The 12,298-nt window shown below is 73.6% G+C and carries 13 protein-coding genes; 1 reads left to right on the plus strand and 12 read right to left on the minus strand.

Annotated features, from left to right (window positions below; translation table 11 throughout):
* Positions 1-168: 168 nt before the first annotated feature.
* The 8 genes from ACFVYS_RS23510 to ACFVYS_RS23545 form a co-directional block, all read right to left on the minus strand.
* Positions 169-636 (minus strand): PhzA/PhzB family protein, encoded by a 468-nt coding sequence (locus ACFVYS_RS23510; protein WP_389504854.1) that lies wholly within the window; start codon positions 634-636, stop codon positions 169-171.
* A gap of 158 nt (positions 637-794) precedes the next feature.
* The gene (gene phzG / locus ACFVYS_RS23515) at positions 795-1,487 is read right to left on the minus strand and encodes a phenazine biosynthesis FMN-dependent oxidase PhzG (RefSeq protein WP_389504856.1); all 693 of its coding nucleotides are present in this window, start codon (positions 1,485-1,487) and stop codon (positions 795-797) included.
* Entirely contained in the window at positions 1,480-2,319 is an 840-nt protein-coding gene (locus tag ACFVYS_RS23520; RefSeq protein ID WP_389504858.1) for a PhzF family phenazine biosynthesis protein, read from the minus strand. Before ACFVYS_RS23520 ends, phzG begins: the two co-directional genes overlap by 8 nt.
* A 96-nt stretch (positions 2,320-2,415) precedes the next feature.
* A complete protein-coding gene (locus ACFVYS_RS23525; protein ID WP_389504860.1) occupies positions 2,416-4,335 on the minus strand; it encodes a chorismate-binding protein in 1,920 nt (639 codons plus the stop codon).
* Positions 4,332-4,955, minus strand: a complete 624-nt coding sequence (locus tag ACFVYS_RS23530) for an isochorismatase family protein (protein WP_389504862.1) — start codon at positions 4,953-4,955, stop codon at positions 4,332-4,334. The genes ACFVYS_RS23525 and ACFVYS_RS23530 overlap by 4 nt, the downstream gene beginning before the upstream one ends.
* A 37-nt stretch (positions 4,956-4,992) precedes the next feature.
* Positions 4,993-6,168, minus strand: coding sequence for a 3-deoxy-7-phosphoheptulonate synthase (locus ACFVYS_RS23535; RefSeq protein WP_389504864.1), 1,176 nt, complete (start codon positions 6,166-6,168; stop codon positions 4,993-4,995).
* A gap of 45 nt (positions 6,169-6,213) precedes the next feature.
* Positions 6,214-6,702, minus strand: a complete 489-nt coding sequence (locus tag ACFVYS_RS23540; RefSeq protein ID WP_389504866.1) for a PhzA/PhzB family protein — start codon at positions 6,700-6,702, stop codon at positions 6,214-6,216.
* Between the two features lie 552 nt (positions 6,703-7,254).
* Positions 7,255-8,334 (minus strand): polyprenyl synthetase family protein, encoded by a 1,080-nt coding sequence (locus tag ACFVYS_RS23545; protein WP_389504868.1) that lies wholly within the window; start codon positions 8,332-8,334, stop codon positions 7,255-7,257.
* A 583-nt stretch (positions 8,335-8,917) separates the two neighbouring features.
* Between ACFVYS_RS23545 and ACFVYS_RS23550 the strand changes: the two genes are divergently transcribed.
* Complete coding sequence (locus ACFVYS_RS23550) at positions 8,918-9,679, plus strand: sigma factor-like helix-turn-helix DNA-binding protein (RefSeq protein WP_389504870.1); 762 nt, start codon at positions 8,918-8,920, stop codon at positions 9,677-9,679.
* Between the two features lie 50 nt (positions 9,680-9,729).
* Here the strand turns inward: ACFVYS_RS23550 and ACFVYS_RS23555 are convergent, their stop codons facing one another.
* The 4 genes from ACFVYS_RS23555 to ACFVYS_RS23570 form a co-directional block, all read right to left on the minus strand.
* A complete protein-coding gene (locus ACFVYS_RS23555; RefSeq protein WP_389504872.1) occupies positions 9,730-9,870 on the minus strand; it encodes a hypothetical protein in 141 nt (46 codons plus the stop codon).
* A gap of 16 nt (positions 9,871-9,886) precedes the next feature.
* Positions 9,887-10,810, minus strand: a complete 924-nt coding sequence (gene metF / locus ACFVYS_RS23560) for a methylenetetrahydrofolate reductase [NAD(P)H] (protein ID WP_389504874.1) — start codon at positions 10,808-10,810, stop codon at positions 9,887-9,889.
* A complete protein-coding gene (locus ACFVYS_RS23565; protein WP_389504876.1) occupies positions 10,807-10,998 on the minus strand; it encodes a hypothetical protein in 192 nt (63 codons plus the stop codon). Before ACFVYS_RS23565 ends, metF begins: the two co-directional genes overlap by 4 nt.
* A gap of 210 nt (positions 10,999-11,208) precedes the next feature.
* The gene (locus ACFVYS_RS23570; protein WP_389504878.1) at positions 11,209-12,030 is read right to left on the minus strand and encodes a BTAD domain-containing putative transcriptional regulator; all 822 of its coding nucleotides are present in this window, start codon (positions 12,028-12,030) and stop codon (positions 11,209-11,211) included.
* Between the last annotated feature and the right edge of the window lie 268 nt (positions 12,031-12,298).

A 12,298-nucleotide genomic window follows, 5' to 3' on the forward strand; every position in this document is an offset into this window, starting at 1 on the left:
CGCGGTGACGGGCCGCGGCCGGCCGGGCCGTTCCCGCCCGGGGCCGGGGCCGGTGGCGCACGGCCGCTTCGCGCCGGCGGCCCGCCCGCCCCGGGCACGGTCGTGCCGGGGTGGGCGGGCCGGTGACGGCGGGGGCGGCGGGCCGGTGGTGCGGTGGTGCGGTGCGTGTCAGGAGGAGGGGATCCAGTCCCGCCGGATGTGCGGGGTCGGGATGCCGAGGGACTTCATGTGTTCGAGGGGGTTGGTGTACTCGCGGCTGGCGGCGATCTGCCCGTCGCGCAGGGTGAAGCCGTGGACGAAGTGGTTGCGGTAGCGGCCTTCGGGATAGCCGGGGAAGCGGATCGTTCCCTCGCCCTCGCACTCGGCCCAGATGACGCAGGGGTCCTGGGTCTCGTAGATGCGGGTGCCGGACCACTGCCAGTCGGGCAGCACCTGCAGGGACAGCTCGCCGTGCCGTTTGAGGTTCTCGCGGCCCGTGACGACGATGGGCCGGCCGATGTCGGTGTAGAAGAGGGCCGCGGTGCCGTCCTCGGTGTAGAGGGTGTAGCGGCTCAGCCGGGCTTCGGCGCCGGTGCGCAGGTACTGCTGCACGGCCCGCAGGTTGCGGGCCCGCAGGTCGTGGTGGTCGGTGAACACCGGCGGGCCGGCGGCGGTCTGGGGTGCGGTCGGCGAGGTGATGGTCTCTCCCGGGAGTGCGCAGGGACAGCGGTCGCAGGGGTACGCGGTGCACGGTGCGGGCGCGAGTGCGGGTGCGGGTGCGGGTGCGGGTGCGGGTGCGGGTGCGGGCGGGGGGGTCAGGGCTGCAGGCGGCTGGTCTGCCAGCCGGTGCCGGTGCGCTCGTAGCGCAGCCGTTCGTGCAGCCGGTCGGTGCCGTTGGCCCAGAACTCCACGCTGTCGGGTTCGAGCCGGTAGCCCGCGAACGTCGCGGGCCGCGGCAGCGGCCGCTGCGGTTCGCCCAGTTCGAGGGCCCTGGCCCGCAGCCGGGCGAAGTGGTCGAGGCCGTCCAGCGGGGTGCTCTGGCGCGAGGCGGTCGTCATCGCGTGCGTGAAGACGGGCCGCGCGGACCACAGGGACTCCGCCTCGGTGTCGGGCAGCCGGGTGACGGGTCCGGCCAGGGTGATCTGCTGGCTGGTCTCGCGCCAGTACAGGACGCCGGAGGCCCAGGCGTTCTCGGCGAGTTCGCGGCCCTTGCGGCTGTCGGCGTGGGTGATGAACACGATCCCGGCGCCGGTCGCCTCGGTGAGGGCGACGATCCGCGAGGAGGTGCGCCCCCGTGCGTCGGCGGTGGCCAGGGCCAGGGCGCGGGGCTCGCGCACCCCGTGGGCGGCGGCGGCGCCGAGCCACGCGGACAGCAGGCCCATCGGTTCGTCCGGCGGGGTGCGGAATTCGGGGAAGGCCACGTCGACGGTGGCGGTGAGGGTCTCGGAACGGGTGGTGGCGGCGCGGGCGGCCACCGCCGTGCCGTGGGCCGGGTGGGCATCAGACATGGAGCACTCCTTCGATCGTGATCACACCGGGGCCCGCGACCTCGACGGAGGTGACGTTCTCGCCCTCGCCGTGGACCAGTGCGCCCATGGGAGAGGGGCGGCCGATCTCGACGCCCTGGGTGATCTCTATGCGCTGCCCGTAGGCGATGAGGCCGTGCCGGGCGAGATGGATGGCGATGGGCCCGGCGGCGGAGCCGGTGGCCGCGTCCTCGACGACCCCGTAGGCGGGCGAGAACATGCGGTTGCGCCAGGACCGGCCCTGCCCGGCCCAGCAGTTGGTCGCCATGTCGGGGAAGCGGGCCAGGGCGCGGTGGTCGGGGTCCAGCTTGGACAGCGCCTCGACGCTGTCCAGGCCGACCAGGACGTGCCGGGGGCCGTTGCGGTAGATCTCCACCGGCAGTGTCGAGGCGCTGATGCCGAGTGCCTCGAGGAGTTCGTCGGTGCGTTCGAAGGGCTCCCACACGGGCACCGGCTGGCGCATGCTCGCCGAGACGGCCCTGCCGTCGGCGCGCTGCAGGGTGAAGGGGATGACGCCCATGGCGGTCTCGATGCGCAGCCGTTCGGCGTCGGTGCGGGCGCCGAGCGCGAGGGCGGTTCCCAGCAGGGGGTGCCCGGCGAAGGGCAGTTCGTTGACGGGGGTGAAGATCCGCACGTGGGCGTCGTTGCCGTCGTGCTGCGGGCGGAGCACGAACGTGGTCTCCGACAGGTTCATCTCCCGTGCGATGCGCTGCATCTGTTCGGCGCTCAGGTCGTCGGCCTCGAAGAAGACCGCCACCGGGTTGCCGGTGAGGGGCTCGTGGGCGAACGCGTCGACGACGACGTACGTGTGCATCTGTGTCTCCCGCTCGTGGTGGTGTCGTCGGGTGCCGGGCCGGCGGTCGGGGGCGGCCGCCGGCCCGGCGGTCCGGGGGTGGAACGGCCCGGGGCCTCAGGTCGGGCCGGCGGTGCCGGCCGGTGCGAGCAGCCGGGCCAGGCGGTCGCCCATGATGCGCGGGCCGTGCCGGGTCAGCACGGACTCCGGGTGGAACTGCACGGAGGCGAAGCCGGGGCCGCTCAGGGCGTGCACCTCCCCCGTGGCCGGGTCCCTGCTGACCTGGACGGTTCCCACGCCGTCCGCGGTGAAGGCGTCGTCGCCGGCGAGGAGCGTGAACGTGTTGTAGAAGCCGACGCGTTCGGCTGTGCCGAACAGGTCGATCTGTTTCTGCACGCCCTGGTTGGGCACCGTCCTGCGGCGCAGCTGCAGGCCCAGGCGCAGGCCGAGGACCTGGTGGCTGAGGCAGACGGCGAGGAAGGGGCGGTGTTCGCGCAGCAGGGTGTCGACGGCCTCGTGCAGGTGGCGCATCTTGGGGTGGGCGCTTGCCTGCGGGTCGCCCGGCCCGGGTCCCATCACGACCAGGTCGTGTCCTTCGAAGGCGTACGGTTCGTCGAAGCGGCGGACCGTCACCCGCAGTCCCAGGGCGCGCAGTTGCTGGTCCAGCATGGAGGTGAAGGTGTCCTCGGCGTCCACGACGAGGACGCTGCGTCCGGCCAGTTCCGGGCGGGCGGCGGTGGGTGCCCCGGTGCCGGCGATCCAGAAGTCGGCGATGGAGGCGTTGCGCAGGTCGAGGGCCTGGCGTACGACGGGGTGGGCGGCGAAGTGCTGTGTCTGCGCTCCGGCGCCGAGGGCCGAGACGAGGACGGCGGCCTTGGCGCGGGTCTCCTCGGCCTCGGAGGCGGGGTCGGAGTGGCGCACGATGGTGGCGCCCACGCCGATGGCGATGCGTCCGCGGGTGCTGATGTCGGCGGTGCGGATGAGGATCGCGGAGTCCATGACGCGCTCGCCGTCGGCGTCGCGGCCGATCAGTGCGGCCGCGCCGCTGTAGTAGCCGCGTCCGCCGGGTTCGTACTGGGTGATGATGCGGCAGGCGCTCTCCAGCGGGCTGCCGGTGACGGTGGGCGCGAACATCGTCTCGTGCAGGATGTCGCGTACGTCGCGGTCGGTGCGTCCCTCGATGAAGTACTCGGTGTGGGCGACCTTGGCCATTTCCTTCAGGTAGGGGCCCACGACCCGGCCGCCGTCGGGGCAGATGCGGGCCATCATCTTGAGTTCCTCGTCGAGGACCATGTACAGCTCGTCGGTCTCCTTGCGGTCGCCCAGGAATTCCAGGACGCCCGTGAGGGTGGGGCCGGAGGGCGGGTAGCGGTAGGTGCCGCTGATGGGGTTCATGACCGCGGTGCCGCCCTGGAGGCTGATGTGCCGTTCGGGTGAGGCGCCGACGAGGGTGCGGGTGCCGGTGTGGATGAGGAACGTCCAGTGGGCGCCGGATTCACGCTGCAGGAGGCGGCGGAACAGTGCGGGGGCGCTGCGGGGCCCGTAGTCGGTGATGTCGGCGAGGAAGGTGCGCCTGATGACGAAGTTCGCGCCTTCGCCGGTGCCGATCATCTCCTTGACGACGCGGCGCACGATGTCCTCGTAGGCGGTGTCGTCGACGTCGAAGTCGGCGCCGGCCAGCGGGGTCGGCACGTCGGGGATGCGGGCCAGCGCCTCGTGCAGCGGCAGCCGCTGCTGGCCGGTGACGGTCATCGCCACCAGCGGGGTGCCGTCGTCGGCGCAGGCGAAGCCCCGTTCGGTCAGCTGCCGGTAGGGCACGACGACGAGTACCTCGTGGTGTGCGCCGGTGCCGTCCTGGGGGCGGGCGGGCAGCGGGATGTCGGCCAGGGTGGCGGGCCGGGTGACGTCGCCGGTCAGCACCTCCACGGTGTCGGGGCCGCTCGCGCCGGGCCGGTGCAGCAGCGCGTACGGCTGTCCCGGTGTGTTCAGGGCCCGGGCGAGGAGGTCGTCGGTGTTCGCGGGCGGGCCGTAGGTCATGCGAACACCTCTTTCGCGGTGACGACGCGGGCGCAGCGCTCGGCGGCGTAGGTGAGGGCGGAGCGGTGGTACTCCTGCGAGAAGTCGGCGGTGGCGTCCGCGACGAAGAAGGGCTGGATGTCGTGGCTGAAGGCCTCGACGGCGGTGGCCAGGACACCGACGTGGGCGTACACGCCGCACAGGACGAGCTGGTCGCGGCCCGCGGCCCGCATCCGCTGGAGCAGGTCGGTGCGGAAGAAGGCGCTGTAGCGCCATTTGGTGAGCAGCCAGTCGTGTGCGGCCGGGGCGAGGGCGTCGGTGACCTGGCGGTCCTCGGGCGAGGTCCGCATGCCGGGGCCCCAGAAGTCCTTGAGCAGCCCGCGCTGCTGTTCGCTCATGCCGCCGGGCTGGGCGGTGTAGGCGACCGGGACGCCAAGGCCGGCGCAGCGTTCGCGCAGCTGTGCCGCGTTGCGGACCAGGTCGTGGCGCAGGGTGTCGGGCAGCGGCTTGAGGAAGTAGCGCTGCATGTCGTGGACGAGGAGGACCGAGCGGTCGGCGTCGGCCTTCCAGGACACGGCGGCCGGCGGCAGGTCGCCCTCGGCGGGAAGCGGGTAGGCGGAGATGGGGGGTATGCCGGTCATGGCTTGGGGTTCCTGTCCTGCTCGGTGCGTCGGGTGCTCAGGCGGTCCAGGACGCGATCACGGACATGGCCTGCCGCGGGGTGAGGCGGGGGTCGCACAGGGAGGTGTAGCGCTCGCCGACCGAGGCGAGTGCGGCTTCGGTGTCGGCGCACTCGGTGACGTCGTCGGGGGTGGTCTCCAGGTGCAGGCCGCCGGGGATGCCGCCCGCGTCGCGCACGGCGCTGACGAAGCGGGAGACCTCGAGCGCGACGGTGTCGACGAGTCGGGTCTTGTGGCCGCTCGGCGCGGTGACGGTGTTGCCGTGCATGGGGTCGGTGAGCCAGATGGCCGGGTGGCCCGCGGTGCGCAGGGCTTCGACCAGGCGCGGCAGCCGGTCGGCGACGGCGTCGGCTCCCATCCGTGCGATCAGGGTGAGTTTGCCCGGGTCGCGCCAGGGGTCGAGGCGTTCGCACAGGGCCAGCAGTTCGTCGGGTTCCATGGTGGGGCCGACCTTGCACGCCACCGGGTTGGCGACCTGGGAGAGCATGGCGACGTGGGCGCCGTCGACCTCGCGGGTGCGTTCGCCGATCCACGGCCAGTGGGTCGAGCCGAGGAAGAGCCGTCCCTGCTCGTCGGTGCGGAGCATGGGCACCTCGTAGTCGAGGAGCAGTGCTTCGTGGCTGGTCCACACCAGGGGGCTCACGACGTCGCGGCCGGCGCCGCGTTCGCGCCAGCCCAGGTGGCCGACGACGTCGCTGGCGGCCATGTAGCCGGTGAGGATGCGCAGCGGGTCGGCCCGGCGGCTCTCGGCGTCGGGTTCGGGGCCGTTGACCATGTGTCCGCGGAACGTGGGCAGTTCGGTGCCGCCGACGGTCTCGGTGGGCTTGGAGCGGGGTTTGGCGAACTGCCCGGCGATGCGTCCGGCGCGCAGGACGGGCTTGCCGGTGATCAGGCCGAGGGCCCCGGCGAGCAGGTCGAGCACCGCGGCCTTGCGGGCGACGTCGTGGGGGCGGCATTCCTGCGGGTGCTCGGCGCAGTCCCCGGACTGCACCACCAGGGCCTGGCCGTGGGCGACGGTGCCGAGCAGGGTGCGCAGGGTGGCCACGTCGTCGGGCTGTACGAGGGTGGGGCGCGCGGTGAGTGCCTCGCCCACCCGGCTCAGTTGGAGAAGATCGCTCCATTCGGGCTGCTGCAGCGCCCCGCGGACGCGAATATCGCGGATGACGTCCTTCATGCCGTACTCCGATCCAGCGGTGGCGTCGTGCCCGGGCGGGCCTCGTCAGGTGGGGATTCCCGTGCGCTTGATCTCGGGGACGGCGATGCCCAGGGCCCGCAGCTGCTGGAACGGATTCATGAACTCGCGCTGGCGTTTGATCTTGCCGTTCTCGAACTCGAACGAGTGCAGGAAGTGGTTTTCGTAGTAGCCCTCCGGATAGTCCCCGAAGCGGATCTTTCCGTGGCCGTCGCACTCCACCCAGAAGTGGTCGGGGTCGTCCGTCTCGAAGATCCGGACGTTGTACCACTCCCAGTCGGGGAAGCACTTCAGGGACCAGACGGCGTGTTCGGCGAGCCGGTCGCGGCCGTGGGTGGCGACGGGGGCGCCGGTGTCGGTGGTCCACAGGCCGCCGATGCCGTCCTCGGTGAACAGTTCGTGGCGGCGCAGCCGGTCCTGGCCCCTGGTGTTCATGTACTGCTCGACGACGGCGCGGTTGCTGCGGCGCAGTGCGCTCGCGTCGGTGACTGCGCGGGTGTCCACGGATTCGGACACGATGACCCCCTGGGTGTCTCGGGAAACGGGATGAACGCGAAAGCTGTCCGGGCGGCCGGAAGGAACGCCGGCAAGGTGGCGGGCGGGCGTGCGCGTCGGGGCGCGGCGGCCACGGGCCGCGGCGGTGGGGCCGGCGGACGGCGGCGCGCACCCGTTGCGCGTACGGGTGGTGCGCCCCGGGCCCGGTGGCGGCGTCGGTCCGCCGGGGCGGGGCGTGCGTGACGGCGGCGGCCGGCTTCGTCGCGGCTGTCACGCGGGAGTTCGCCGGTGGCGTCCCGCCCGTCACGTAGGTGCGCGGCCCGCGCACGGGCGGCGGTGCCGGGATGCGGGGGGCCGGTGCCGGAAGGGGCGGTGGTGCGGGCCGGCCCGCACGGGCCGGCGGGCGGGACGTCGGCTCACTGCCGCACACACGGTCTCATATGTGTTTTGGGCAGGAAATACGTGCACTCATAGTGACACGGAGGAAACGTGCGGGCCAGAGCGCCCCGAGGTGACCTGGGTCACTCCAACTGCCTTGTGCGGTACGGGAGTTGAGGGGAGCGGGCATGGCGGTCACGAGGTTCGCTGGGTCGCGCTGACCGCCATGGCGGTCAGCTGCTCCTTGGCGTGGTCGGTGGCGCCGCTCGCCCGCAGCACGGCCAGGGCCCGGTCGGTGCGCCGGGTGATGTCGCGTTCGACGTGGTCGACCGCTCCCACGTCGGTGATGACCGCGCGCATCGCGGTGAGTTCGTCGTCGGTGAGCTGGGTGCCGATCCTGGCCCGCAGGAACTTCGCCGCGTCGGGGTCCTGTGCGTCGGCGAACTGCAGCGCGGCGGCGAACAGCACGGTGCGCTTGCCCTGGACCAGGTCGCCGCCGGACGGCTTGCCGGTCTCCTCGGCGGCGCCGAACACGCCCAGGAGGTCGTCGCGCAGCTGGAAGGCGACGCCGATGTCGTGCCCGAAGGCGCGGTAGGCGGCGACGAGGGCATCGTCCGCGCCGGCGATCGCGGCACCGATGTGCAGCGGGCGCTCCACCGTGTAGGAGGCCGTCTTGTAGGTGTTGACCCGCAGCGGTGTGTCGAGGTCCTCGGCGCCCGCGGCCTCGGCCGTCACATCGAGGAGCTGGCCGCACAGCACCTCGGTGCGCAGGGCCGACCACACCGGCGCGACCCGCGCCTGGGCCGGCGCCGGCAGCCCGCCGGTGCGGATCAGGTCGTCGGCCCAGCCCTGGGCGAGGTCTCCGGCCAGGATCGCGGTCCCGGTGCCGAACAGCTCCGCGTCACCGTTCCAGCAGCGGTCGCGGTGCCGGCCGGCGAACAGCACGTGCGCGGCGGGGGCGCCGCGGCGGGTCAGGGAGGCGTCGATGACGTCGTCGTGGATCAGGGCGGAAGCGTGGAACAGCTCCAGCGCGGCGCCGGTGCGCACCACCGCCTCGGCGGTGGCACCGTCCGGGTCGCCGCCGGCGCCGAGCCAGCCCAGCCAGACGAAGGCCGGGCGCACGCGCTTGCCGCCGCGCAGTACGTAGCTCTCCAGCTCGGCGACCACCTCGGCGCAGGCCGGGCCGATCGCCGCGGCCTCGTCCCGGCGGGCGGCGAAGAACCGGCGAAGCGCGTCCTCGACGGCCTTCCCGGGGCTGGTTCGGGTGCTGGTCATGGAGTCAACTTCCCTGGTCGTCTGCGGAGCCGGACGGCGGCATCCGGCCCTTCGGCCAGGCACTGCCGCTTGCCGTACGGCTGGAGTCGGTGCTGCTTCTCGCCGGCCGCCGTCGGGCCGGCGCCGTGGCGGGACCTGCCGTCACAAGACCTCGTTGCGCGATGCCCGCCGGAGCCTTCCGCTCTGCGGGGGCCGGCCCGGGGGCGGCGTGGCCGCCGAACGCCCGTGCGGCCGGGCCGGCAGGTCCGTGCCGTTCATGGGCCTGCGCGTACGGCTCCGAGTATCGAAGAGGGGACTCAAGGTCCGGTCGAGTTCCGGCGAGGCGCGTGCCGTGCCCCGACGGTGCTGGAACCGCGCTGCAGACGGACTCGAACTTCCGCCGCGGGCACGGGACCCGGAGACCGGCCGCTCCTAGGATGCGCCGTGAGCCCCCGCCCGCCGGCGGGCCGTTCACCGGCGGGCGTTCACCGTCCCGCCGCCCGCCGCCCGCCGCCCGCCGGGCCGATTCGCCACAGGCCGTTCGCCGTCCCGTCGTTCGCCGTCCTTATCGTCCGCTGTCCCGTCCCGTCCCGAGGAGCCTTGGGTGAGCAGAGCCGAGGAGTTCGCGAGGCTGCGGCCCCTGCTGTTCGCGATCGCCTACCGGATCGCGGGTGACACGCCGGCGGCCCGGCACGCGGTGCAGGCCTGCCGGCTTGCCTGGATGGCCGCCCCGGCGCGGCCCGTACCGGCCGAGGCCCACCTGGCGGCCGAGGTCACCCGGATCGCGGTCGGGGCCCTGCACGCGGCACGCGCCGCGCGCGGGGAACCCGTGAGCCCGCTCCTGGCCGCCGGCCAGGCGGACCCGGACCGGCCGGCGGACCTGGCGGACGCGCTGTCGCTGTCGGCGCTGATGGTGCTGGAGCGGCTGTCCCCGCTCGAACGCGCCGTCTTCGTGCTGCGCGAGGCGTTCGGGTGCGGCGATACGCAGATCGCGGCGGCGCTGGGCTGTTCCGTGCCGGCGTGCCGTCAGCTCCTCGCGTCCGTCGCGGTGATCAGCGACGGCGGGCGGGCGCCGCTGCCCTGGCCCACCTGCGTGGCGGGCGACGGGAACGTCGCCGCGCTGGTCGCGGCGATCGTCCCGCCGCTGGTGCGGGTCGGTGTCACGGTGCGCTGGTGCCAGGTCGGCGGGCGGCCCGGCTGGGTCCTGCGCGACCGGCACGGCGCTCTCCTGCACACCCTGCTGCCCGAGATCCGCGACGGGCGGATGCACCGCCTGCACCTGGTCGTCCATCCCGGCACGGCCGCGCACGACGGTCCGGCCAACCGGTCCTGCACCCTCCCGCGCCGGGCCGGCCGCGCCCACTGAGCGGCGCCGCGGGGCGCGGCCGTGCCGGGTGACGGCGGCGGCCGGTGCGTTCAGTCGATGCCGCGTACGACGTGGGGTTCGGCCAGGTCGTCCTCGTCGACGCCGGCGAGCCGCAGCGGCGGGACGGCGGCCGGGGTGAGGTCCGTTCCCTCACCGGCGGGCCTGCCGTCCTCCTGCGTGATGTCGTGCACCCGGTGCCTCCCGCTCTCAGCCGGCCGGTGACGTGGAGCGGTGCCGCGCGAGGGCCGGCCGGGCGCGGTGCTCCTCCCCCAGGGCCCGGTGGATCTCGGGCGCCGCCGTCGACCGGTTGAGCGTGATGTAGTGCAGTCCGGGGGCGCCCTCGGCCAGGAGCCGCCGGGCCATGGCGGTGGCGTACTCGACGCCGATGCGGTGCCCCTGCGCGCTGTCGTGGCGCGCGGCGTGCAGGCGGTGTGCCAGTTCCTCGGGGAAGGCGGCGCCGCTGAGTTCGGCGAAGCGGCCGATCTGGCGGGCGTCGGTGGCCGGCATGATCTCCGGGATGATCGGGATGTCGCAGCCGGCGGCGGTCACCCGGTCGCGCAGCCGCAGATAGTCCTCGACGTGGAAGAACATCTGGGTGATGGCGTAGTCGGCGCCGGCCCGGCACTTGGCGACGAAGTGCCGGATGTCGCTGTCCCAGTCGGGCGAGCGCGGATGACGCTCGGGGAACGCCGCGACCCCGATGCTGAAATCGCCCAGCTCCCTTACCAGGCGGACCAGTTCGTGGGCGTGGGTGAAGCCGTCGGGATGCGCGCTCCACGGTGCGTTCGGGTCGCCGGGCGGGTCGCCGCGCAGGACGAGGACATCGCGCACGCCGGCGTCGGCGTACTGGCCGATGATCTGGCGCAGCTGCGCCACCGAGTGCCCGACGGCGGTGAGATGGGCGACGGGGCGCAGTGTCGTCTCGGCCACGATCCGTTTGGTCACCTCGACGGTGCGTTCCCTGGAGGAGCCGCCCGCGCCGTAGGTGACCGAGACGAAGTCCGGTGCCAGCCGCTCGACCTGACGGATCGCCTGCCACAGGGTGCGCATCCCGGCGTCCGTCTTCGGCGGGAAGAACTCGAAGGAGACCGTGGGCGCCTGCCGGGCGAGAGCCTCGCGCAGCGCCGTCACGGCCGGCCTCCGAGGCCGCTACCGGTACCGGCCGGGGCGGGCGCCCGGCCGGGCGCGTGTCCGGGCGCGTGTCCGGGCGCGTGTCCGGGCACGTGTCCGGGCGCGCCGGGCAGCAGCAGGCGGGCGGGCCGCCGGGGCCCGGCCGGTAAGGGGCCGGTGGTGAGGGAGCCGGTCACCGCGATGCGCACAGGAACTCCTTCGGTCGCTCGGGCGCTCCCACGATGCAGGACACCGAACGAGACGCGCTCGAAGCGCACCGGAACGGGCGTGGAAGGGCGGGCGCCCCGCGTCCCCGAAACGGGGGCGCGATGGCCGGCGACGGCGCGGCGCGGGCGCGTGCCGTACCCCGTGTCCCCGTGTCCCCGTGTCCGGGTCATGACCGGCCGGCCGGCGGGGCGTCAGGCGGCGTAGCGGTCGAAGGTGGAGCCGCGGCGGGGCCCTGCGGCCACGTCGAGCGCCGGGTCGACGGCGAGCATCGCCTGGTGCATGCGCTGCAGCTGCGGCGCGGGCTCCACCCCGAGCTCCTCGACCAGGCGGGTGCGCACCCTGCGGTAGACGTCCAGGGCGGAGGCCTGCCGCCCGGACCGGTACAGGGTCAGCATCGCCTGGGCGTGCAGTCCCTCATGGTGGGGGTGGCGGGCGATCAGCTCGGTGAGTTCGACGAGGAGTTCGGTGTGCCGGCCCAGCCGCAGATCGGCGTCGATGCGCCGCTCGACGGTCACCAGGCGGGACTCCTCCAGCCGCATCGCCTCGATCTGCAGGACCGGCCCGAGCCTGACGTCCACCAGCGCGGGCCCGCGCCACAGGGCCAGTGCCTGGCGGAAGCAGCGGGCGGCCCGTTCGTCCTCGCCCCGGTCGAAGGCCTGCTGCCCTTCTGCGACGAGCAGCTCGTAGACGTTCACGTCCACGGACTCGGCCGGGACCTGCAGCAGGTATCCGCCGTGTCCGGTGGCCAGTACGTGCTTCTCCGCGCCCGGCGTACCGGGGCCCAGCGCGGCACCGATGCAGCGGCGCAGCTGCATGATGTACGTCTGGAGCGTGGTCATCGCGCTCGGCGGCAGGTCGGCCCTCCAGACCTCCTCCATGAGTGTCGAGACCGGCATGACGCGGCCGCAGTACAGCGCGAGCAGCGCGAACACCTGCCGGGGCTTTCCCGCGGTCGGGACGATCGTCTTGCCGTCCACTGCGGCACGCAGCGGCCCCAGAACCTGAATCTCCATGACTTCCTCCGATCGTCGCCAGCCCCATGGCGGAAAGTCGTCAGGGCACTGGCACGCTAGCCACGCTCATGCGGAATTGCGGATTCCTGTAGTGGTATTCGAGCGGGGCTCAGCAAGGAGCCGCACAAAGGCAAAGAAGTGCAACAGCGGAGCGAAAGCGACGGTAAAGCCTGCTGTACCGGGGCGGGGTGGGGAATTTTTCCGGCCCGGCCCGAGAACGGCTTCACCCGGACGGGATCACGGACCGCGTCCCGGCCGCGATACGCGG

Source organism: Streptomyces sp. NPDC058295 (assembly GCF_042880655.1).
GTDB lineage: Bacteria > Actinomycetota > Actinomycetes > Streptomycetales > Streptomycetaceae > Streptomyces > Streptomyces coriariae.

Bases quoted from the DNA above. Each gene is read 5' to 3' on its own strand.
- phzG (WP_389504856.1), bottom strand. From the start codon at position 1,487: ATGTCTGATGCCCACCCGGCCCACGGCACGGCGGTGGCCGCCCGCGCC.
- ACFVYS_RS23520 (WP_389504858.1), bottom strand. From the start codon at position 2,319: ATGCACACGTACGTCGTCGTCGACGCGTTCGCCCACGAGCCCCTCACC.
- ACFVYS_RS23525 (WP_389504860.1), bottom strand. From the start codon at position 4,335: ATGACCTACGGCCCGCCCGCGAACACCGACGACCTCCTCGCCCGGGCC.
- ACFVYS_RS23530 (WP_389504862.1), bottom strand. From the start codon at position 4,955: ATGACCGGCATACCCCCCATCTCCGCCTACCCGCTTCCCGCCGAGGGC.
- ACFVYS_RS23535 (WP_389504864.1), bottom strand. From the start codon at position 6,168: ATGAAGGACGTCATCCGCGATATTCGCGTCCGCGGGGCGCTGCAGCAG.
- ACFVYS_RS23545 (WP_389504868.1), bottom strand. From the start codon at position 8,334: ATGACCAGCACCCGAACCAGCCCCGGGAAGGCCGTCGAGGACGCGCTT.
- ACFVYS_RS23570 (WP_389504878.1), bottom strand. From the start codon at position 12,030: ATGGAGATTCAGGTTCTGGGGCCGCTGCGTGCCGCAGTGGACGGCAAG.